Origin of the sequence: Beijerinckia sp. 28-YEA-48, from assembly GCF_900104955.1 — a bacterium.
Taxonomy (GTDB): Bacteria; Pseudomonadota; Alphaproteobacteria; order Rhizobiales; family Beijerinckiaceae; genus Terripilifer.
The window spans coordinates 5,028,309-5,050,454 of record NZ_FNSI01000001.1; the positions used below are offsets into that span (position 1 = coordinate 5,028,309).

Annotated in this window: 21 protein-coding genes; 13 read left to right on the forward strand and 8 right to left on the reverse strand. The window is 62.1% G+C overall.

The features are described from left to right. Nucleotides 1–78: 78 nt before the first annotated feature. From BLW50_RS23575 to BLW50_RS23585, 3 genes are all read right to left on the reverse strand, one after another. Nucleotides 79–1,698, reverse strand: coding sequence for a GMC family oxidoreductase (locus tag BLW50_RS23575; protein ID WP_090707258.1), 1,620 nt, complete (start codon nt 1,696–1,698; stop codon nt 79–81). 32 nt (nt 1,699–1,730) lie between these two features. Further along, nucleotides 1,731–2,711, reverse strand: a complete 981-nt coding sequence (locus BLW50_RS23580) for a D-2-hydroxyacid dehydrogenase (RefSeq protein WP_090707261.1) — start codon at nt 2,709–2,711, stop codon at nt 1,731–1,733. Between the two features lie 131 nt (nt 2,712–2,842). After that, nucleotides 2,843–3,628: an FTR1 family iron permease gene (locus BLW50_RS23585; RefSeq protein ID WP_090707263.1), complete on the reverse strand. Its 786-nt coding sequence runs from the start codon at nt 3,626–3,628 to the stop codon at nt 2,843–2,845. Nucleotides 3,629–4,073: 445 nt separating this feature from the next. Here BLW50_RS23585 and pal point away from each other — a divergent pair, with 445 nt between their 5' ends. From pal to ftsH, 4 genes are all read left to right on the forward strand, one after another. Next, complete coding sequence (gene pal, locus BLW50_RS23590) at nt 4,074–4,577, forward strand: peptidoglycan-associated lipoprotein Pal (protein WP_090707267.1); 504 nt, start codon at nt 4,074–4,076, stop codon at nt 4,575–4,577. A 258-nt stretch (nt 4,578–4,835) separates the two neighbouring features. Then, complete coding sequence (locus tag BLW50_RS23595) at nt 4,836–5,912, forward strand: tetratricopeptide repeat protein (protein WP_090707270.1); 1,077 nt, start codon at nt 4,836–4,838, stop codon at nt 5,910–5,912. Further along, nucleotides 5,899–6,927: a tRNA lysidine(34) synthetase TilS gene (gene tilS / locus BLW50_RS23600; protein ID WP_244544365.1), complete on the forward strand. Its 1,029-nt coding sequence runs from the start codon at nt 5,899–5,901 to the stop codon at nt 6,925–6,927. The genes BLW50_RS23595 and tilS overlap by 14 nt, the downstream gene beginning before the upstream one ends. A gap of 178 nt (nt 6,928–7,105) precedes the next feature. Then, nucleotides 7,106–9,022 carry an ATP-dependent zinc metalloprotease FtsH gene (ftsH, locus tag BLW50_RS23605; RefSeq protein ID WP_090707276.1) on the forward strand — a complete coding sequence of 639 codons (1,917 nt, stop codon included), beginning with the start codon at nt 7,106–7,108 and terminating at the stop codon, nt 9,020–9,022. A gap of 53 nt (nt 9,023–9,075) precedes the next feature. Here ftsH and arsC read toward each other — a convergent pair whose 3' ends face one another. Continuing rightward, nucleotides 9,076–9,426 carry an arsenate reductase (glutaredoxin) gene (gene arsC, locus BLW50_RS23610; protein WP_090707279.1) on the reverse strand — a complete coding sequence of 117 codons (351 nt, stop codon included), beginning with the start codon at nt 9,424–9,426 and terminating at the stop codon, nt 9,076–9,078. A gap of 208 nt (nt 9,427–9,634) precedes the next feature. Between arsC and glmM the strand changes: the two genes are divergently transcribed. From glmM to BLW50_RS23640, 6 genes are all read left to right on the forward strand, one after another. Continuing rightward, entirely contained in the window at nt 9,635–10,999 is a 1,365-nt protein-coding gene (gene glmM, locus BLW50_RS23615; RefSeq protein WP_090707282.1) for a phosphoglucosamine mutase, read from the forward strand. Nucleotides 11,000–11,162: 163 nt separating this feature from the next. Continuing rightward, nucleotides 11,163–12,071: an outer membrane protein gene (locus BLW50_RS23620; RefSeq protein WP_090707284.1), complete on the forward strand. Its 909-nt coding sequence runs from the start codon at nt 11,163–11,165 to the stop codon at nt 12,069–12,071. Between the two features lie 188 nt (nt 12,072–12,259). Continuing rightward, nucleotides 12,260–13,201, forward strand: a complete 942-nt coding sequence (locus tag BLW50_RS23625; protein ID WP_090707286.1) for an outer membrane protein — start codon at nt 12,260–12,262, stop codon at nt 13,199–13,201. Nucleotides 13,202–13,273: 72 nt separating this feature from the next. Continuing rightward, complete coding sequence (locus BLW50_RS23630; RefSeq protein WP_139267719.1) at nt 13,274–13,795, forward strand: carboxypeptidase regulatory-like domain-containing protein; 522 nt, start codon at nt 13,274–13,276, stop codon at nt 13,793–13,795. Then, complete coding sequence (locus BLW50_RS23635) at nt 13,792–14,199, forward strand: (deoxy)nucleoside triphosphate pyrophosphohydrolase (RefSeq protein ID WP_090707291.1); 408 nt, start codon at nt 13,792–13,794, stop codon at nt 14,197–14,199. The genes BLW50_RS23630 and BLW50_RS23635 overlap by 4 nt, the downstream gene beginning before the upstream one ends. 118 nt (nt 14,200–14,317) lie before the next feature. Continuing rightward, nucleotides 14,318–15,367 carry an amidohydrolase family protein gene (locus BLW50_RS23640; protein WP_170850322.1) on the forward strand — a complete coding sequence of 350 codons (1,050 nt, stop codon included), beginning with the start codon at nt 14,318–14,320 and terminating at the stop codon, nt 15,365–15,367. A 12-nt stretch (nt 15,368–15,379) separates the two neighbouring features. Here the strand turns inward: BLW50_RS23640 and BLW50_RS23645 are convergent, their stop codons facing one another. The 4 genes from BLW50_RS23645 to tsaD form a co-directional block, all read right to left on the reverse strand. Next, complete coding sequence (locus BLW50_RS23645; protein WP_090707296.1) at nt 15,380–15,793, reverse strand: EVE domain-containing protein; 414 nt, start codon at nt 15,791–15,793, stop codon at nt 15,380–15,382. 81 nt (nt 15,794–15,874) lie between these two features. Further along, on the reverse strand, nt 15,875–16,888 hold the full coding sequence (locus BLW50_RS23650) for an NAD(P)H-dependent glycerol-3-phosphate dehydrogenase (protein ID WP_090707299.1): 1,014 nt from the start codon (nt 16,886–16,888) through the stop codon (nt 15,875–15,877). Further along, nucleotides 16,885–17,508: a phospholipase D-like domain-containing protein gene (locus BLW50_RS23655; protein ID WP_090707302.1), complete on the reverse strand. Its 624-nt coding sequence runs from the start codon at nt 17,506–17,508 to the stop codon at nt 16,885–16,887. Before BLW50_RS23655 ends, BLW50_RS23650 begins: the two co-directional genes overlap by 4 nt. A 1-nt stretch (nt 17,509) precedes the next feature. Then, nucleotides 17,510–18,568, reverse strand: coding sequence for a tRNA (adenosine(37)-N6)-threonylcarbamoyltransferase complex transferase subunit TsaD (tsaD, locus tag BLW50_RS23660; protein ID WP_090707305.1), 1,059 nt, complete (start codon nt 18,566–18,568; stop codon nt 17,510–17,512). A gap of 141 nt (nt 18,569–18,709) precedes the next feature. Between tsaD and hemC the strand changes: the two genes are divergently transcribed. From hemC to BLW50_RS23675, 3 genes are all read left to right on the forward strand, one after another. After that, nucleotides 18,710–19,624, forward strand: a complete 915-nt coding sequence (gene hemC / locus BLW50_RS23665) for a hydroxymethylbilane synthase (protein WP_090707308.1) — start codon at nt 18,710–18,712, stop codon at nt 19,622–19,624. A 3-nt stretch (nt 19,625–19,627) separates the two neighbouring features. Further along, nucleotides 19,628–20,344 carry a uroporphyrinogen-III synthase gene (locus BLW50_RS23670; RefSeq protein WP_090707311.1) on the forward strand — a complete coding sequence of 239 codons (717 nt, stop codon included), beginning with the start codon at nt 19,628–19,630 and terminating at the stop codon, nt 20,342–20,344. Nucleotides 20,345–20,943: 599 nt separating this feature from the next. Beyond that, the gene (locus tag BLW50_RS23675) at nt 20,944–22,086 is read left to right on the forward strand and encodes an ABC transporter substrate-binding protein (RefSeq protein ID WP_090707313.1); all 1,143 of its coding nucleotides are present in this window, start codon (nt 20,944–20,946) and stop codon (nt 22,084–22,086) included. The last annotated feature ends 60 nt before the right edge of the window (nt 22,087–22,146 follow it).

Sequence of the window (22,146 nt, forward strand, 5' to 3'; positions counted from 1 at the left end):
GTGACCATAGCGCACAAGAGCCTATGGGGCCCGCATGGCTAGTCGGCAGCGGTCTGAGCCGCCGCCGGTCTCAGGTGATCAATGCGCCCGCAGAATGTAGTCGGCGCCTTTTTCGGCAATCATGATCGTCGGCGCATTGGTGTTGGCGCTGACGAGATTGGGCATGACCGAGGCGTCGATCACCCGCAGGCCGTCGACGCCACGCACCCGCAATTGCTCATCGACCACGGAATCTGGGTCGATGCCCATGCGGCAGGTGCCGACGGGATGATAGATCGAGCCGCTGTTTTGGCGAATGAAGGCATCGATGTCGCTGTCGGTCTTCACCGTGTTGCCCGGCAAGACCTCGTCGCCGCGAATCTCGTCGAAGGCCTTCTGCTGGAAGAGGCCGCGCAGACGCTTGAAGCCTTCACGTACTGCCAGGCGATCGCCTTCGGTGGCGAGATAATTGGCGTGGATTGCTGGCCGGTCGAGCGGATCATTGGTCTTCAGCTTGATGTGGCCACGGCTTTCAGGGCGCAGATGGCAGACATTGGCGGAGAAGCCATGGCCCTCGTAGAGACCGTTGGCGGGCTTGCGCTGGAACGGGTGACGCAGATTGGCCGTTGAGAGCCCCGGTGTGAAATGAATCTGCAGGTCAGGCGCCGTCAGGTCTGCCCGGGACTTGATGAAGGCGCCACCTTCCAGTGGAAATTTCGTTGCTGGGCCGCTCTTGAACAAGATGGCGCGGGCCATGGCGAGGCCGGCGCGGTCGAAGCGGCGCAGGCCGAAGAGCGCGTCTTCCTTCTTGGCCGCATATTGCATGCGGACGTTGAGATGATCCTGAAGGTTCTTTCCGACATTCTTCGACGCGACTGTGACGGTGACGCCGGCGGCTTTGAGATCATCGGCATCGCCGATGCCCGAATGCATCAGGACTGTGGGCGAGGAAATCGCGCCGCAGGATAGGATCACTTCGCGGTCGGCCTGGATATGTGCGCGCAGGCCATTGGCGAGGAGATCGGCGCCAGTGGCGCGCGCGCCTTCGACAGTGATCTTCAGCACCGAGGCGCCGGTGACGATGTCGAGATTGGGGCGATTGCGCACGGGATCGATGAAGGCGCGGGCCGTGCTCCAGCGTTCGCCTTTGCCGATCGAGGAATGATAGCGGCCGACGCCTTCCTGCTGTTCGCCGTTGAAATCGGGATTGTAGGGCAGGCCGCTGTCGAGCGCCGCCTTGTGGAAGATGTCGTAGAAAGGGTGCTGGGTGCGCGGCTGGCTGACTGGCAGCTCGCCACCGGCGCCGTGATAGTCATTGGCGCCGTCTTCGAAATCTTCGAACTTGCGGAAATAGGGCAGGCATTTCTCGTAGGACCAGTCGCGCAGGCCGAGCTGCGCCCATTGGTCGTAGTCGTAGCGATTGCCGCGGGTATAGACCATGCCGTTGATGGCGGAGGAACCGCCGAGCACGCGGCCGCGCGGCCATTCGATGCGACGATTGTTGAGATGTGGTTCGGGTTCGGTGAGATATTGCCAGTTGTGCAGGCTGCGGCGATAGAACTGGCCGGCCATCAGCGGCACGCGGATCAGCGGATCCCAATCACGCGGCCCGGCTTCGACCAACAGCACAGTGCAAGCGGGGTCGGCCGAGAGCCGATTGGCCAAGACGCAACCGGCGGAACCACCGCCCAGAATAATGTAGTCGTACCCCTTCCTCATTCTCTCCCTCTCTAAAACTATGTTGCTCTCTCTTAGGTCGCTCTGTTGCCGTCTGTTTCCATGACGATGTTGGAGAGGCGTTGGCCGGCGCGCCAACGTTGGAGATTGTCGATGAACAGCGATGCGGCCGTGGACACGCCGGCATCGCCGGCGCCGCCGACATGGGGTGTCAGCAGCACATTCTTCATCGACCAGAGGGGATGTCCTGGCGGCAGGGGCTCGGTCTCCATCACATCGAGACCGGCGCCGGCGATGCGGCCGGCTTGCAGTGCGTCGAGCAACGCAGGCTCTTCGACGAGCGAGCCACGCGCGATGTTGACGAAGAAGGCGGTCGGCGGCAGGGCGTCGATGACGGCGCGTGAAATCATGCCGTCGGTCTGCGGCCCGGCAAGCGCCGCCACCACCAGATAGTCGGCGGTACGCGCCGCTTCGACGAGGGCTTCGCGCGGGCGCAGGTCATCGAAGGGCGCCAGCGGTGTGGTCGAGCGGCTGATGCCGGTGACGCGCATGCCGCAAGCCTTACCCATGCGGGCAATTTCTTGGCCGATCGCGCCCGTGCCGACGACGACCAGATGTCGTCGTGCCAGATTGGTGACGAGCGGCGAAATTTCGTCGCGCACCCATTCGTCTTTCACGCGTGCCGCCTCGGACGCCCGCAGGTGCCGGGCAAGGCCCAGCATCAGCGCCAAGGCATGTTCGGCGACTGCGAAGGCGCGCAGTCCGGCGACATTGGTGATGATGACATTGGGTGGCAGGCCGCTATTGACCGCCTTGTCGATGCCCGATGTGACAAAGTTGAGCCAACGCAGGGCGCGGCCGTGCTGGCGGATCAAAGCCGCCGGTTCGGGCAGATAGAAACGATTGCCGGTGATGAGGATTTCGGCGCCATCGACCGCAGCGGCAATGTCTTCGTCGCGCTCGGCGACCGTCAGACGCACGTCGGGGAAAGCACTCAAGCGTTCGAAAAATTCCGCCGGATCGAACAGCGGATTGTACAGGGCTATTTTTAGCATTTTGGTCCGGGCGTTGCTCCGGATACACAGTAACCCTGATATGTGGATCGCGTCTACATGGCGCGTTATTAGCGCGCGTTAAATGCGTTATTGCCGAAACGCATGATGCAACGCGCATCATGCGATGGGCATCAGCCCGTGGTTGCGGGCTGCACCTTGCCGCGCATCGTGAAAATACCGGCAAGCGCAATCAACGCGATGGCGAGTTGCGCGCCAAGTGCTTCCCACGTTGGATTGCCGGCGATCGACACGAGCCAGTCCGGCGCGGGCGAGAGATCGTAGGGGACGATCGTCTGTTCCTGCAATTCCTGGATCGCCGCGCCGACGAAGCGCAGACCCATGATGAACAGGAAAGCCGACGTGATGATGAACAGCGGGCGGATGGGAATCTGCATGGCGAGCCATTGCATCGCGATATAGATGGCGACGAGCGCCGCTGCGGCGACGACCAGGCCCAGAATCAATTCCGCCGACCAGCCACCGCTCGTCGAGGCGAGCGCATAGAGAAAGAGCACGGTCTCGGCGCCCTCGCGGAATACGGCGAGGAAGGAAATCAGGCCGAGCGAGAAGCCGGTGCCTGCTGTCAGCGCATCGCCGCTGAGCCGCGCCATTTCGGCTTTCCATTTCTTCGGGTCCTGCCGCAGGAACAGCCAGCCGCTCATATAAAGCATCAGGATGGCGGCGATGACGAGGACGACGGCTTCGATCCGGTCGTCATGGGTGCCATCGAAGTAAATCTGGAAAATCCAGGCGGCGACCAGGCTGGCGAGGATGGCGAGCACAGCGCCGATATAAAGCGGACGCAGGCGCTCATGGGCGCCGGCGCGCCGCATGGCGGCGGCCAAGGCGGTGACGATCAGAAGAGCTTCGAGACCTTCGCGGAGCAGAATGAGGCCGGATTCGAGCGCCAGTTTCATGGAAGCGTCCAGTAAATATACGGGTCTCGACCATGCCCTCGCGTGCTGACGCGCGCAACGAAAAAGCATCTGATCCGATTTGGAATAATTCCAATTTTTGCTGTTCTGTCAGAAGGTTCCGGTGCCGGCCTGTGCGTGGGAAGAAGCTTAAATCAGCCCCAAAATCGGCCTTCGTTACAGCTCTTTATTGCTTTGTGATCGCGGTTTCGGCGCAAATCGCGGTCTGCGCCGGTGGCGCCGGGTCCAGGCCGCATTGCCGCCACGAACCTCCGGCTTAAGGTCACAATCTATTAACCATGGCGGTGATTGGCTAAAATGCAACGCGTTTTAACAACCTGTCGGCAAGGTTGACGGAACCTTCGCTTAACCAAATGCGCCTTACGACATGGGTGAGCTGACGGTGGCGCGGATGGGCCCGTTCGCGCATCTGTTAAGGAGTTTCGGTATGTCTTTTTTCTCTGGCGTTCGTCTGTTGCGCGTTGCCGCTGCATTGACCGTGGCGCTGGCGATTTCCGCCTGTTCCAAAACTGAGGATCCGAATGCCGCTGGTCTCGGCGCGGGCGCGGGTGCCGCGACGCCTGGTAGCCAGCAGGACTTCGTCGTCAACGTCGGCGACCGCGTGTTCTTCGACACGGACTCGATCGAGTTGAATGCCTCGGCGCAGGCGACGCTCGATAAGCAAGCGCAATGGCTCAGCCAGTATTCGCGTTACAACTTCACGGTCGAAGGCCATGCCGACGAGCGCGGCACGCGTGAATATAACTTCGCGCTGGGCGCGCAGCGCTCCGAAGCGGCAAAGAACTATCTGATCGCCCGTGGCGTCCAGTCGAGCCGCATCCGCACCATCAGCTATGGCAAGGAGCGGCCGGTGGCTGTCTGTAACGACATTTCTTGCTGGTCGCAGAATCGGCGTGCCGTCACCGTGCTTGGTGGGGCTGGCGGGTCCTGATCAGTTCCAAATTCCCCGGCGCGACGGGCGCCGCGTCCTCCAGGCGTCGTCCGTTCTCGGTGAAGACCTCTGCCGGCGTCCTCTGACGCCGGCATTTTTCTTTTCAGCGCTGTTTTCTTTTCGCTTCATGGAGGTGTTCGATCTTGGAGGCGTCCGATCTTGGCCGCAATTTCGCCAAAGCGCCCTTTATGCTAGTTCTCGGGTTCCGCAGCGCCTGATGCGCTTAGCGAATTCGTGATTACGGCCCGGATTCACCAAATGATTTTGAAGATGTTTTCCGCAGCCACCGCCCTTGTTGGGCTGGCGATGTTTCCCATGGATGCCGGGGCGCAGACGTACCGTCCGCCCGGACAGGTGCCCGAGGGCGGTTATTATCAGCAGGCCCAGGGCGTCGATGCCGCTGGCCTGCTGCTGCGCATCGAGCGGCTGGAAGGCCAGTTGCGCTCGATGACCGGGCAGATCGAGCAATTGCAGTATCAAAATCGCCAGTTGCAGGAGCAGATGCAGCGCGGCGGTGCGCCGGCTGGTGGCGAAGGCCGCCCGCAACCGCAGCGCCGTGGCGAGGCTGGCACGGCGCCGGCTGCGCCGCTGCCCTCGCGTGGCGGACGTAACGATGCTTTCGATCCCGATCTCGACCGCGATGCGCCGGGCGCGCCGCGTGTCATCGGCGCTTTGCCGGATCAGCCGCGTGGCGGCCGCCTGCCGCAGGGCCCCATCGATTCGATGGGGCCGCCGATCATCGACGAAGGCGGTGATGACGGCGGCGGTCCGATCGATCTGACCAATCCGAACGGAGGCATGTCGAACGGCGGCATGTCGCGCCAACCCGCCGGCCAGCCGATGCGGCAGGGCTCGATCAGCAGTGCGCCATTGCCGGCGCCGGGGCCGCAGCAGATGCAGCCGTCGGGGCCGCCAGTTGCTGCCGGCGACCAGGTGGCGGCGCTGCCACCCGTGTCGGGGCCGCGCGGAGAGTTCGATCAAGCCGTGGCCACATTCAAAAAGGGCCAGCTGGAGCAGGCGGAAGGCGAGTTTCGTGGTTTCATCGGCCGCTACCCGACTGGACGGCTGACGCCGGAGGCGACCTATTATCTCGGCGAGACCTTCTCGCGTCGCAATCGCCATCGTGAAGCGGCCGAGCAGTTTCTGAAAGTTTCGACCGACTTCCCCAAGTCCGGCAGTGTGCCGCAGTCGCTCTATCGTCTGGGCCAATCGCTGGACAAGCTCGGGGCGAAGGAACAGGCCTGCGCGGCTTGGAGCGAAGTTGGGCGTAAACCCCAGATTTCGGCCAGTCTCCGCAATGCTGCCGACCGCGAATACAAACGTGCGCAGTGCTGAGGACGCGCCCGATCCGCAGCAGGTCTTCGCGCCTTTCGCCGCCCATGGACGGATTCTGATCGCCGTTTCTGGTGGGCCGGATTCCATGGCTCTCCTATGGCTGGCGCGGCAATGGTCACGCTCGGGTGGCGGTGCCGTCGTGGCGGCGACCGTCGATCATGGCCTGCGCCCGGAGGCTGCCGAGGAGGCCGCCACGGTGGCTGCCTGGTGCCAGGGCGCCGGCATCGATCACACCATTTTGCGCTGGGACGGGCCCTATCCGAAGACCCGCATCCAGGAACGGGCGCGCGAAGCGCGTTATCGGCTGCTCGCCGAGGAGGCGCGACGCCATGACGCTGCGGCTATCGCGACGGCCCATCACGCCGACGATCAGGCCGAGACGATCCTGTTCCGGCTTTTCGGCGGCAGCGGCGTCGCCGGTCTGCGCGGTATTCAGGCGGTCAGCGCGACAGATGGCTTGACTGGCGGGCTGCCCGTGCTGCGTCCGCTGCTCGACTGGACCAAGCCGGCGCTGGAAAAACTATGCTCTGACAACGGTTTACCGTTCTCGCGCGATCCCTCGAACGACGATCCGCGCTATGCGCGGGTACGGCTGCGGCAGCTTTCCGGCCAACTTGCGGCCCAGGGGCTCGGCGCGACCGAATTGGCGCGCCTTGCCCGCCGTATGGCTGGCGCCCAGGACGTCATCGATTGGGCTGTCGAAACGCAGCGGACACAGCTCGTGCGCACGCCATTGCAAGATGCACGTGGCGAGGGCCAGAGGCTTGATTTCGCGCCTTTCGCCGCTTTGCCGGTCATGCTCGTCGCCGCCATTTTGCGCGCCGAGATTGCCGCTGTCACCGGCAACGATGGCGCCCTTCGCCTCGACCGGTTGGAGGCCGCGGCCGCGGCGATTTCCGTCGCTCTGACCCAGCATCAAGCTTGGCAGGGGACACTCGGCGGCGCGGTTCTGAAGCTTGACAAGACAGGCCGGCTGGAAATGCGCCGGGAACCCAGCCGAAGGCGCGGCCGCTAAAGGCCTATTCACCGTTTACGGTCAGACTTGCTTCACGTTGCCGCCTGAATTGACCGTTCATAATGCAGCATCAACAGCGGCTTCCCTTGGCAAGGAGCGGGTCGCGGCTTACATATGATCATGATCTGGATGGCGTGCGGCAAAGTGCGCTGGAGCCAGAAGCCATTGGCAGGATCGAATGAACCCCAACGTCCGGAATTTTGCTCTCTGGGTTATCATCTTTTTGCTCGTCGTTGCTCTGGTGATGTTGTTCAACAACCCAGGCCAGCGTGAGCCGTCGCAGCAGATCGCCTTCAGCCAGCTCCTTGGCGATGTCGATCAGGGACGCGTGCGTGAGGTGACAATCGCTGGCCATGAAATCACCGGCCATTATACGGACAATCGCTCGTTCTCGACCTATGCGCCGAGCGACCCGTCGCTGGTTCAGCGCCTCTACAACAAGAATGTCTCGATCTCGGCGCGTCCGCCGAGCGATGGCAACAACTGGCTCGTCACCTTGCTCGTCAACGGGCTGCCGGTCATTGCCTTCCTGGGGCTCTGGATTTTCCTCTCCCGACAAATGCAGGGGGCCGGCGGGAAAGCCATGGGCTTCGGCAAGTCGAAGGCCAAGCTTCTCACGGAAGCGCATGGCCGCGTCACATTCGAGGATGTGGCCGGCATCGACGAGGCCAAGGAAGATTTGCAGGAGATCGTCGAATTCTTACGCGATCCGCAGAAGTTCCAGCGGCTCGGCGGCCGAATACCGCGTGGCGTTCTGCTTGTGGGCCCGCCCGGCACCGGTAAGACGCTGACGGCGCGTGCCGTCGCTGGCGAAGCCAATGTGCCGTTCTTCACCATTTCCGGTTCTGACTTCGTCGAAATGTTCGTCGGCGTCGGCGCCAGCCGCGTGCGCGACATGTTCGAGCAGGCGAAGAAGAACGCACCTTGCATCATCTTCATCGACGAAATCGACGCGGTCGGTCGCCATCGTGGCGCTGGTCTCGGCGGTGGCAATGACGAGCGTGAACAGACGCTCAACCAGTTGCTGGTCGAGATGGACGGCTTCGAAGCCAATGAAGGCGTGATCATCATCGCCGCCACCAACCGGCCTGACGTGCTCGATCCGGCGCTGCTGCGCCCGGGCCGTTTCGACCGGCAGATCGTTGTGCCCAATCCCGATGTCTCGGGCCGCGAGAAGATCTTGCGCGTGCATGTGCGCAAGGTGCCGCTGGCGCCGGATGTCGATCTTAAGGTCATCGCGCGCGGCACCCCGGGCTTCTCCGGCGCCGACTTGATGAACCTCGTCAACGAAGCAGCCCTGTTGGCGGCGCGGCGCAACAAGCGCATCGTCACCCATCAGGAATTCGAGGACGCCAAGGACAAGGTCATGATGGGCGCCGAGCGCAAATCCATGGCCATGTCGGAGGAAGAGAAGAAGCTCACCGCCTATCACGAAGCGGGCCACGCCATCGTCGGCATGTTCGTGCCGGCCGGCATTCCCGTGCACAAGGCGACGATCATTCCGCGTGGTCGCGCGCTCGGCATGGTGAAGTTCTTGCCGGAAGGCGATCGCTATTCGATGAAGTACAAGGAGTTCACCTCGCAGCTTGCGGTCGCCATGGGCGGACGCATGGCGGAAGAGTTGACCTTCGGTAAGGAGAACATCACCTCTGGTGCCTCCGGCGACATCGAGCAGGCGACGAAAATGGCGCGCGCCATGGTGACGCGTCTTGGTTTCTCCGAAGAACTCGGCACCGTGGCCTATGGCGAGAACCAGGAAGAAGTGTTCCTTGGCATGTCGGTTGGCCGGCAGCAGAACATTTCCGAGGCGACGGCGCAGAAGATCGACGCTGAAGTGCGCAAGCTCGTCGATACGGCGACGCAGGCGGCTCGGAAGATTCTCACCGATAAGCACGACGAGTTCGTCAATCTCGCCGAGGCGCTGTTGGAATATGAGACGCTGACCGGCGACGAGATCAAGGATCTGCTCAACGGCAAGCGTCCCACCCGTCAGCCGACGGATGAGCCGCCGGCACCGCGTTCCTCGCCGGTGCCGACCACCAACAAGCCGCGTCCGCGGCCTGAAGGTGGCCTGGAGCCGCAGCCGACCGCGTAAGCTCTGTTGGCGTTAAAACGATCAATGCCCGGCGCTCGCGCCGGGCATTTTGTTTATGCGGGAAAGATCTCGTCGAGCCGTTCGGCCGGGCGGCAGACGCGCGCGCCTTTCGCCGTGACCACCACCGGACGCTCCATCAGGATCGGATGCGCACCGAGCGCATCGAGAAGCTGTGCGTCGGTGAGATCGGGATTGTCGAGACCGAGATCGTCATAGGGCGTGCCTTTGCGGCGCAGGATGTCGCGCGGAGTCATGCCGAGCTGTTTCAGCAACGCCTGCATCTGCATGCGGCTTGGCGGCGTCACCAGATATTCGATCACCTGTGGCTCGACGCCGGTTTCGCGGATGCGTGCCAGAACGGTGCGGGACGTCCCGCATTTCGGATTGTGATAGATCGTAGTCATTGATTTTCCTCGATTCCCTGGCCAGCCGATGGCGTGTTGTTGGTATAAGTGATTGCGGGGAAGCGTTAAATACGTTGAATTTTAAGGAAAGACTCCGACATTACGCGACGTTACAGTGATATAGCATCCTGCTTGGCACGCTTGGCCGGGCACGTTTGGATAGCTACGTTTGGGCGGGCACGTTTGGTGCCTGAAGCGGAAGTTTTTGATGGCAGTAGCACGCAAATATTTTGGCACCGATGGCATTCGCGGTCGCGCCAACAGCATGATTACGCCCGATCTCGCTTTGCGCGTGGGGCAGGCTGTCGGCCTAGTGTTCCAGCGCGGCGAACACCGTCATCGGGTCGTGATCGGCAAAGATACGCGGCTGTCAGGCTATATGATCGAATACGCTTTGGTCGCGGGCCTCACCTCCGTCGGCATGGACGTGCTGCTGCTTGGCCCGATGCCAACGCCGGCCGTCGCTATGCTGACGCGCTCGATGCGCGCCGACATCGGCGTGATGATCTCGGCTTCGCACAATCCGTTCGAGGACAACGGCATCAAGCTCTTTGGCCCGGATGGCTACAAACTGTCCGATGATGTCGAGCGGCATATCGAAACGCTGATCGACAGCGACATGTCGGCGCAACTGTCGAAGTCGCTCGATCTTGGTCGCGCCAAACGCGTTGACGATGTGCGGGCACGCTATATTGAAGCGGCGAAATTGACGCTGCCGCGCAATCTATCGCTTGATGGTTTGCGCATCGTGCTCGATTGCGCCCATGGCGCTGCTTATCGCGTGGCGCCGGAAGCCCTGTGGGAGTTGGGCGCCGAGGTCATTCCGATCGGCGTCGATCCCGATGGCATGAATATCAATCGCGAGGTCGGTTCGACCGCGCCTGAGGCGTTGATCCGCAAGGTGCGCGAAGTGCGCGCCGATCTTGGTATCGCGCTTGATGGTGACGCCGATCGTGTGCTGATCGTCGACGAACATGGTCATCCGGTGAACGGCGATCAGCTGATGGCGGTTGTTGCGCAGAGCTGGAAGGAAGATGGCCGGCTCAGCAAGCCGGGCATTGTCGCGACGGTGATGTCCAATCTGGCGCTGGAGCGCTATCTGGCGTCCATCGGCCTGTCGATGGCGCGTACCGCGGTCGGTGATCGCTACGTGCTCGAACATATGCGCGAGCATGGCTTCAACCTGGGCGGCGAACAGTCGGGTCATATCATCCTGTCGGATTATTCAACGACAGGCGATGGCCTCGTCTCGGCCCTGCAGGTTTTGGCGGTGGTGCAGCGGCGTCAGCGCCCGGTGAGCGAAGTCTGTCACCTGTTCGATCCGCTGCCGCAGATTCTCAAGAATGTCCGCACGACACTGCGCGATCCGCTGGGCGAAGATCGGGTGGTGCGGGCCATTGCCGATGGCGAAAGCAAGCTCGGCAAGAACGGTCGGCTGCTGATCCGTCCGTCCGGCACCGAGCCGGTGATCCGGGTGATGGGCGAGGGTGACGATCACGCCCTGGTCGAATCCGTGGTCGATTCGATCTGCGCCGCGATCGAAAGGCGAGGCGATAAACTCGCCGCTGAATGACCCATTCGGGCTCACTTTAGCTACTGATTTTATTCAGCTTTTTATCAATATTAAGGTTAAGTCTTAGGGTTAAGTCCCCATTAACCGGAATCGTTGATGATCCCGCTCGTTGAACTTTGCGTGCGCGCCGTTGGGCAGTGCGGCAAAACGAGAGGATCGAGTCATGGGCGTTTCTAGGGCCCTCATTGTTGCCGCAGCTTCCCTTGCGTGTCTGACGACGGCGGGTGCAGCCGATTTGCTGCCGCCGCCGCCGATGATCAGCAGCCCCGCTGTCATGGCGGTTCAGGATTTCTCCGGCTGGTATTTACGCGGCGATATCGGTGTTGGCCTGAATAACAAGGTCAACGCCCAGAACGTGCCCAACCCGCTGAGTCAGGGCGGCCCAGGGTTCATCCCGACGGCCTATTCGCTCAACCCGGCGCAGGTGAGCGCGGCGACCTTCATCAAGTTCGGTATCGGCTATCAGATCAACAGCTGGTTCCGTACCGACATCACGGCCGAATATCGCGCCAGCAGCTTCTCCACCCAGGATGAGCTGTCGTGGAACAACGGCGCGCAATTCTATGTGCTGCGCAACTTCTATCGCGGCAACACGGCGAGCTTCGTTGGCCTGTTGAACGGCTATGTCGATCTCGGCACCTGGTATGGCATCACGCCTTACGTCGGCGCTGGTGTCGGTTTCGCCAGCAACACGATGCACGGCGTCACCGATAACGGCTACAGCAATCTGTACGCCGGGCCCGGCGCCTTCGCCTCGTCGCCGACAGGCGGCTATTACGCTTCCAAGACGACCAGCAGCTTCGCTTGGGCGCTCATGGCCGGTCTGAGCTACAACGTCACGTCGAACCTGAAGATCGATTTCGGCTATCGCTATCTGAACTACGGCAAGTCTTCGGCCGGCGCTCCGAATTGCTTCAACGGTGGTCCGGGCACCAGTGCCTGCGACAATGTTCTGCAGTTCTCGCGTGCTGGTTCGCATGACTTCTCGATCGGTCTGCGCTGGATGCTCGCCGACTACGCGCCGCCGATCATGGCGCCGCCGCCGCCGATGCCGCTGGTTCGCAAGTACTGAGTTCAGCAAAAGCATTCTTTGAGCAACGGCGCGGGTTTCCCGCGCCGTTTGCTTTTGGCGGGCCAGGTATTTTTGCAGTGTCAAGTTGAAAGCCGCTTTATGCTTAAGGGGAGATTAAGCAATGGCTGCGATGCTTTCCGCATCAACGTCTGGCGAGGCATCGACCAGACAGCGGAAGGAATGTTCGAATGATGCGCTTGGGGGCATTGACTGCGGCGGCTCTGGCCGGGTTGAGCGCGACCGCATTCGCGGCTGATATGGATCTTCCCACCGCCTATCCATCTTATCCGACGCTCCAACAGGAAGTGCCGATGGAGCTTGGTACGGGGTGGTATCTGCGCGGTGACGCGGCGTTCACGCGCGAGATGACTCCGCAGCTTTTCGGCGCGCCGGGCGCCATAGGTACGGCTGCGCCACAGAACTCGCAATTGCTCAATGTCGGCGGAACGAAGAACGGTTGGTCTCTCGGTCTGGGCTTCGGTTATCAGTTCAACAACTGGATCCGCGCGGATGTTACCTATGATTATCGCAATATGATCAGGGCGGACGCCAATTCAGGACAATTCAACTGCCCCTCTAGCACAGGGCCTTTCGATCGGTTGAACCCCGATGGCAGCACCACGCCTCTCGGCGTGTTCGTTCAAAATAATAAATGTACGGCCGCTCAGAAAGCCACTCTGACGCGCTCGGTCTTTCTCGCGAACGTTTATATCGATCTCGGCACTTTTGCTGGTTTGACGCCTTACGTCGGCGCGGGTGCTGGCTTTTCTTACGGCAATACATCGGCCAGCTATAATTGGTACAATGCATCGGATGGCAGCGTTTATGGCCCAACTCTGACGTTCCCGAGTGGCTATCCGCCGACCCTCTACGCTTTCGACAATCTCGGCAGACCTATTGCGGCAACCCCAATCAACTATGGCGTGCAGAATCGCGCGCAAGTGTCCAGCGGCGGTTCATATGCCTTCGCCTGGGCGTTGATGGCCGGCTTCGCGTATCAGCTGACGGATCGCGCCAAGATCGATATCGGCTATCGCTATCTCAACATGGGCAATACGTCGAAGACGCCGGGATCGAAGGCGCTGACCTCCAACGAGGTGCGTGTCGGCTTTCGCTACGCCATCGACTGAGCCTGACGTCGCCGCATCATCTTGCTTTGTCACTGCCGATCAGCCACGTTCCACCCTAGGTGGAGCGTGGCGATGCGTTTTAGCGGTGTGATTCTGGCGTGTGTTTTCGTGAGCGGATGCCAGTCGACATCGTCGACCGCGCCGCCTGTTCGCTTCGATGCACAGGCGGCGCAGTTCATCCACGAAAAAGGTCCTCACCGCATCGAGGGCCAGGCGCTGTTCATCACCCGTGATGGCACACCCCATCAACTGACCGGGGAGACGGTCCGGCTTGTGCCGGCGACGTCCTATGCGGTGGCGCGGTTCCGGGCGTTCTATCGCGGGCGGTCTTCGATCCCGGCCATGTGGATCCCGTCGGTCGATGCTGACCGGACCTATGCCTCGTACACACGCACGACCCGGGCCAGGGCAGGCGGTGTCTTCTCTTTCGATCATGTGGCGCCCGGCACCTATTTCGTCACGGCGCAGAAGATCTACACGGCCAAGGGCTCCTTTACGCCCGAGGGCGCGACGATGTACGAGACGGTCAGGGTCAGTCCGGATCAGCCGGCTGTCGCTGTCACCCTCGTTGGACGTGAGGAAGGCCGCTTTTGAAAATTCTGCTCGTCGTTGCCGTTGCCCTGATCGATGCGGATGACCGCATTCTCATCGCGCAGCGCCCGGAAGGAAAACAGCTCGCCGGCCTGTGGGAATTTCCGGGCGGCAAGATCGACGCGGGCGAGCGGCCTGAGGCGGCGTTGATCCGCGAATTGCATGAAGAGCTGGATATCAGCGTCAAGGAAGATTGCCTGGCGCCGCTGACCTTCGCCAGCCACGCCTACGCGGACTTCCACCTGCTGATGCCGCTCTATATCTGCCGGCGTTGGGAGGGCTTCGTGCGACCGCGCGAGGGCCAGGCGATCAAATGGGTGCGCGCGGCGCAGTTGCGCGACTATCCGATGCCGCCAGCCGATGCGCCATTGATTCCGCCGTTGATCGATCTGCTCGGCTCCGGCTGATCGTCACAGGCCCATCATATGGCAGACCAGCCATGAAACTGGGTCCTTCCCTGCGCCCTATACAGCCTTTCGCCCGGGTTGTAGTCTTTCCAACCCACTCTGGCGCATGGGGGCTATGATGGCTGTTGAGAGCAAGGCATCGCGACGTGACATTCTGGGGGCGCTGGGTGCCGGTGTCGCCGCAAGTACATTAGCTTCCTCAACGAGTGCCATGGCGCAAGACGCGACGCCATTGAAGATCGTCGATTTTCACAATCACTTTATGAATACGTCGTGGAGTCTCAATACGCTGGCCAATGTGCCGACGGCAGCGCGCCCGACCTGGGAAGCGATCACGCGCAATCTGCAAAGCCCCGATGCCTTGCTGGCTTCGCTTGAGGGATCAGGTATTGCCGCGCGGGTGATCAACGCACCGACCGCTTTCATCGAAGATGCTGATGGCAATGTGCCGAAGGACGCGCAACAACGTATCAACGATCAGATGGCGGAACTGGTCGCCAAACATCCGGGCAAACTCTACGGTCTTGCCACGGTCAACGCTTTTGGTGGCGATGAATCTGCCCGCGAGCTGACGCGGGCGGTGCGCGAACTCGGCTTGCGCGGCGTGTTCGTCGAAAGCGCGCGCGGCGATCTGTTGCTCGGCGCCAAGGAATCGCGCCCCGTGCTGGCAACGGCCGCGTCGCTCGGTGTGCCAGTCTTCGTCCATCCGCAAACCGATGCCGCGCTTCACAAACGCTTCTCGGCGATCGGGCCCGTCGGCACGCGGCTGGCGCGCGGCACGATCAACAGCGCGGCGCTGATCTCGCTGCTTGAAAGCGGTACGTTTGATGAGACGCCAAATTTGCGCATCGTCGTGACTACATTGGCGCTGGGCGGCGTGTTGCTGGCTGGCGGGTTTGGCAATGGCCAAAACATTCGCAGTGACGCGCCGGAACTGGCCCGGCGCCATGTCTACGTCGATACGATGGGCATCAATCCGGTCGCCGTGCGCTGCGTGATCGATCTGCTCGGCGCCGATCACGTGTTGATGGGCACCGACTGGCCAATCGTGGTGGAGAAGGATGTGCCAGCGCGGCTGCAGAAAGCGTTCGTCCATGCCGGTCTCAACGCTGCTGAACAGCGGATGGTCGCTGGCGGCAATACCCTCAAACTGCTTGGGGTCGGTTGAATCTCACGCCTTTCAAAGTCCGCCCATCTTGCAGACGAGTTTCCACTCGGCATCGGTGACCGGCTGCACTGACAGGCGGAACGAGGTGACGAGCGACATCTTGGCCAGTGCCGGGGTCGTCTTCGCCTGTTCCAACGTCACCGGCGTTTTCAGCGGCTTCACCGCCTTGAAATCGACCATGCCGAACTTGCCGGTCTTGTCGCTCGGGTCGGGATAATAGAGTTTCGACACTTCGACGATGCCGACGATCTCCTTGCCCTCGTTGGAGTGGTAGAAGAACACTTGCTCGCCGAGCTTCATCGCCATCAGATTGAGTTTGGCGGTGTGGTTGCGCACGCCATTCCACGGCGTGCCCTTCGCACCGGCCTCGACCTGCTGGTCCCAGGACCAGGCCGAAGGTTCGCTCTTGACCAGCCAATGTGCCATGACGTCTGTCTCTCCGAGAATTTTTTAAAACCCTACATCCATCGACCGTGCGAAGGAACCTTCGATCGGCCGCTGTCCACTCTAGGACGCTTCGCCGCGCTGCGGCCGCGTCATCAAAGTATCGACGGCGCCGTCGATGCTGAGCTGGCCGGCGAGAACCGCATCGACCGCCTGGGCGATCGGCATGTCGATCCCACGGCGGCGGGCGAGGTCGAGAATGCCGCTGGCGGTAAAGGCGCCTTCAGCCAATTTGCCAGCCTTGGCATCGGCGAGGGTGATGCCTTGGCCGAGTGCCACGCCGAGGGCGAAATTGCGCGATTGGGTGCTGCCGCAGGTCAACACCAGATCGCCGAGGCCGGAAAGGCCCATCAAGGTTTCGCTGCGGGCGCCGAAGGCGCGGCCAAAGCGCGACAGTTCGGCAAAGCCGCGCGCCACGAGCGCAGCGCCGGCGCTGGCGCCCAGGCCGCGTCCGGCGGCGATGCCGCAGGCGATAGCGAGCACATTCTTGGCGGCGCCGCCGATCTCGACGCCTCTGAGATCGTCGGTGTGATAGAGCCGGAACGACGGCGTGGCGAGCGCCGCGCCGATATGCTGGGCGAGCCCACCGTCGCTGGCGGCGATCGTCACTGCTGTCGGCAGGCCGCGCGCCACGTCATGGGCGAAGCTCGGTCCCGACAGCACGGCCACCGGATATTGCGCCATGATCTCGCCGGCGATTTCGCTGACGAACATGTCGGTGCCGATCTCGATGCCCTTGGCGCAGAGAACGAGTGGCGTGGCGCTCTTGAGCACGGGCGCGAAGCTGCGCAGCACGTCACGCAGGCTCTGTGTCGGCACTACGGCGAGCACGAGATCGGCTGTAGCGATCGCCTGCATATCGCTGGTCGGCGTGACGGCCTTCTCAAGGCCGATGTCTGGCAGATGGCGCGTGTTGACGCGCGTCTTACGCAGCGCCTCGATCTGCGCGGCGTTGCGGCCCCACAGATCGACCGCATGGCCGGCGCGGGCTGCGACATTGGCGAGCGCGGTGCCCCAGGCACCAGCGCCGATCACGCCGACGCGGGCATAGCCCCGCGATGGCCTGCTGTCATTCATGGCCGATCGTCTCCAAGGAAGCGCCGTGCTGTTGCCGGCGTGTCGCGGTTGAGCGGCGTATTGCCGGGGCGGGTCCAGAGATATTCAAACTCGCGGACGAAACTGGCGACGGCGTCGCGGCCTTCGATCAGCAAGAGATCATTGTCCTGATACTGGCCACCGCTGACCGAGAAATTAGCCGAGCCGGTGCGCAGGATGCGACTGTCCACGTGATAGGCCTTGAGATGCATCAGATCGTTGCCGCCGGTTTTGAGGCGGGCTTCGACACCGTTCTGGCCAACCAGCGACCAGAAGGCGGGATTGGCATCTGGCCGGCGCAGGGCCGGCTGGTCGGGATCGAAATAGAGCCGGACTTTGACGCCGCGCCGTGCCGCATCCGACAAAGCTTCGACGATGCTGCGATCGGTCAAGACATAGCCGGTGAAATCGATGGTCTGTCGGGCGCCGGCGAGAACAGCGCGATCGATCTCGCGCAGATTGTCGCGCGGGGCGTAGAAGATGCGCAGGCTCGCGGTGACGCGATCGACATCGAGTGGGCCACGCGCCCCGCCCGGCGTCAGGCCGAAGATGGCGAGGGCGAGAAGAACGGTTTTGATGCCTGAATGCAGCGGACGCCGCATGTCACGCCTTTCCGTTGTGAACCCGTTGTGCGTCCGGATCGAGCGGCCAACGCGGCTTTGGCGCGAAGTCCATGCCGTCCTCGAAGCCGGCGCGCAGCCGCTCAATACCGGTCCAGGCGATCATCGCGCCATTGTCGGTGCACAGATCCGGCGGCGGCATGACGAGCGGCAGGCCGGTTTCCGCGCCGAGGCGCGCCAGCGCCCGGCGGATCGCGCCATTGGCGGCGACACCGCCAGCGATGACCAGGGCGGTCGGATAGCCGTGGGCGGCGCGGAAAATGCGCAGGCCGGCGCGCACGCGGTCGATCACCATGTCGACGACGGCGGCCTGGAAGCCGGCGCAGATATCGGCGGCGTCGCTTTCGGTGATAGCGCCGAGCCGATCGGCTTGCAGACGCACGGCGGTCTTCAGGCCCGACAGCGAGAAATCGGCATGGGGGCGGCCCTGCATGGGGCGCGGAAATTCAAAGCGGCGCGGATCGCCGCGATCGGCCATGCGCTCCACCTGCGGACCGCCGGGATAGGGCAGGCCGAGCATTTTGGCGACCTTGTCGAAGGCTTCGCCAATGGCGTCGTCAACCGTGGTGCCGATGCGCGTATAGGCGCCAACGCCCGTGACGGCGATGAGCTGGGTGTGGCCGCCAGAGGCGAGCAGTAGCAGATAGGGGAAGTCGACCTTGTCGGTCAGCCGGGCTGTCAGCGCGTGGGCTTCCAAATGATTGACGGCGACGAAGGGCTTGCCGGCGGCGAGCGCCAGGGCCTTGCCGGTGGTCAGGCCGACGATGACGCCGCCGACCAGCCCGGGGCCGGCCGCGGCGGCGACCGCGTCGATGGAGGCCATCGTCGTGCCGGCCCGTTCCAGGGCGCGGCGGATGATGTGGTCGATCAGATCGACATGGGCGCGGGCGGCGATTTCGGGCACCACACCGCCATAGGCGGCGTGTTCGGCGATCTGGCTCATCACCTCGCTGGAGAGGATTTCGCCACTGCCGTCGGGGCGGGTGGCCACCACCGCCGCCGCTGTCTCATCGCAGGTTGTTTCGATTCCCAGAACGCGCATGCGACACTTGTAGACTGTCCGGATGACGCTTGAAACCCTATAGTCCGGCCAGTTTTTAGGTAAGACGTGTCAAATCAAGGACGAGAGAGCAAAATGCGTTTCTGGAGAAACGCATTTGCCTACAATTTGGCGAAGAGAAGAATGAATTTGATCCGAATCGGGACGCGCGGCAGCCAGTTGGCGCTGGCGCAGGCCCATGAGACCCGCCGCCGCTTGATGGACGCCCACGGCCTGGCTGAGGCTGCGATCGAGATCGTCCCGATCCGCACGACAGGCGACATGATCCAGGACCGGGCGTTGGCGGAGGCCGGCGGCAAGGGCCTGTTCACGCGCGAACTCGACGCGGCGCTGGTCGAAGGACGTGTCGATCTGACGGTGCATTCGTCGAAGGACCTGCCGACGATTCTGCCCGATGAAATCGAAGTCTCGGTCTATCTGCCGCGCGAAGATGTGCGCGACGTGCTGATTGCCCGCGATGTCACGCGCATTGCCGATTTGCGCCAGGGTGCGCGCGTCGGCACGGCCTCGCTGCGCCGGGGGGCGCTGATCAAGCGGCTGCGTCCCGATGTCGAGATCGGTCTGCTGCGCGGCAATGTGGAGACGCGGCTGCGCCGGATCAGCGATGGCGATTTCGATGCGACCTTGCTGGCGCTCGCGGGCCTCAAACGTTTGGGGCTTGAAGATCGCGCCGCCGCCATTCTCAGCACCGACGAATTTCCGCCAGCCGTCGGGCAGGGCGCCATCGGCATCACCGCGCGCAAGAACGATGCGGCCACCCGGGCGTTGCTGCTGCCGATCGGTGATGAGCCGACCGGCCATGCGCTGACAGCGGAACGGGCGTTCCTGCGCGTGCTCGATGGCTCGTGCCGGACGCCGATCGCTGGATTGGCTGAGGTGAAGGGCGATCGCCTGACATTCTCGGGCATGATCCTGCGCACCGATGGCAGCGAATGGTTCGATATCGCCGACGAAGGTCCGGCCGTCGAGGCGCAGGCGATCGGTGAACGCGCGGGCCGCGCCTTGCTGGCACGCGCGCCCGCCGACATTCTGGCCTGACCCATGCGCGTCCTCGTCACCCGGCCGCAAGGGGATGCCGAGAGTACGGCGACGCACCTGGTGCAAGCCGGGCATGAAGCGATCATCGCGCCGGTCCTGCGCATCGTGCCGACCGGGGCCACGGTGCCGGGCGCGAATGATGCAAGTGTGGATTATGATGGCGTGATCATCACCAGTGTCCATGCGTTCGATGCGGTGATCCCGGATGCACGGTTTGCGTTTCTCTTCGATAAACCGCTGCACTCCATCGGCACGCGCAGCATCGCATTGGCGCGACGGGCCAATATCTTCGAGGATGGCCTCAATGGGCGCGATGCGGCCGCGCTCGGCAAGATGCTGTTGCGCGAGATGCCGCGTGGGACGCACCTGCTTTATCTCGCTGGGCGCGATCGCAAGCCTGATCTTGAATTGGCTTTGTCGGCGGGCGGGCTGCGCGTCGAGATCGCGGTGGTCTATGACGCGCGTGCGGTCGAGACCTTGCCCGATGTGGCGGTGACAGCGCTGCAAGGCGGCGCACTCGATGCGGTGTTGCATTATTCGCGGCGCAGCGCCTCTATCTTTGCCGACCTGGTCGTCGATGCCGGGCTGAAGGATCAGGCCGCGCGGCTGCGCCACGTGTGTATTTCGTCCGACTGTGCTGCCGGTCTTGTCCGTTTGAATGTCGCTGCGGCGATTGCGGCGGCTCCGACCGAAGCGGCGATGATCGCCCTTCTGGCCTGATCGATCTCTTTCAAAAAGCTTGGTGGGGACGTGTTTTGACGCACGATGCCATCTATTCGATTGGCGCTGCTTGTCTTTTGTCAGGCGAAGCGTCAGCTTGCCTCAAATAAATCCTAGACTCTTCATGCATGAAATAATATTCTGAATCTTGTTCGGTTCATGCCGGGTTGCAGAATATAAAATAGAGCCTCAAACAGGCCGATAAATAGCAGTAACGGAGGTTTTATGAGCCTTTCTGGAGGGAGCTATCCGGTCTTGTGTGTCGGTGCCGACGCGCAGACTCTTTGGGATTTCATTTAGGTCCAAACTATTCCGTCTCTCTTCGTGAAAGAGAGTACGTAGGCTCGCGCTGGGGTGGTGTCTCGATGGATTGGCAGGGAGTTAGGGCCATTCCGGCATGTCGCCGCGATCGCAAGTCGCACGTCTTTCTTCCCGTCCAAACGTTGTTGCCGCCACGCGTTTCGTGTGGCGTCCGGCAGGCTTTTGCCTTGCGTCAGTGAAGGGCGCTGATGCGAAGGGAAGAAGCCTCAATGCATTGATTTTGGCGTTGCTTGGGTTTTGGCGTTGCTTGCAACGGTTCATGCTGTGGAGAGGTCGTTATGCGCAGGCTTATGTCGGCAACAATTCTCACGGGGAGCATTCTCCTTGCGACGGGTGCACAAGCGGAAATCAAGGTTGGCTTCATCACATCCCTGAGCGGAGGTGCGGCGGCCCTTGGCATTCCTTATGGGAAAGGGATGAAGGCGGCGCAAATCTACAAGCGCCAGATTGGTACGGAGACCATTAAAGTCATCGAACTTGACGATGCGTCTGATCCGTCCGCCGCGACACGCAATGCGCGCAAGCTCATTGAGGAAGAAAACGTCGATATTCTGATCGGCACGAGCACGGTGCCTTCGAGTATTGCGATGACGGCCGTTGCCAAAGAGCTGAAAGTGCCGATGATCGCCCTCTCTCCCATCAGTTCGGCGGATGCGGACCAATGGAGTGTGACGGTGCCGCAGTCGCCGGTGCTGATGGGGAAAGTGATCGCCCAGCGTATGAAACGCGATGGCAAAACCAAAATCGGATATATCGGCTTTTCCGACTCTTGGGGTGATCTCGTTTATGATGGAGCCAAGCAGGCTGAGGCGGAGGGGCTCATCAAAGTTCTGACGAACGAACGCTATGCACGAACCGATACCTCGGTCACTGGCCAGATCCTCAAGATCCTCGCAACTCAGCCTGATGGTGTTCTGATCGGTGGGTCTTCAACGCAGGCGGCCCTGCCGCTGATCGAGCTGGCAAAACGCAGCTATAAAGGTGGGCTCTACGGGTTGGCGCCGCTCGTCAATGCGGACTTCGTTCGTGTCGGTGGCAAATCGGTGGAAGGCGTCAAGGTGACGATCGGGCCCGTGGTCGTGGCCGAGCAATTGCCGGATACGCATTTTGCCAAGGCTTTGTCGCTGGCTTTTCGCGATGCCTATCAAAAGGCGAATGGCGAGGCGACGACGGACGGGTTCTCCGCTTACAGCTTCGATGCATGGCTGGTTTTCACCAATGCGGCAGAGCGGGCCTTGCGCAATGCCAAGCCGGGTACCGCTGAGTTCCGTAGCCAGCTCAGAGACGAGATTCTGAAAACGAAGGAACTGGCTGGCGTTCATGGGGTCTACAATTTTTCCAAGGGCTCCAGCTACGGCGTCGATGAGCGCTCGCTCGTGATCGTCCAGCTCGTCAATGGCGTCTGGAAATATGAGCCGTGATGGCTCTTTGGATCGCTTAAGTTTGGGAAAAAGGAGCCGGTTCTGAATCATCAGAGCCGG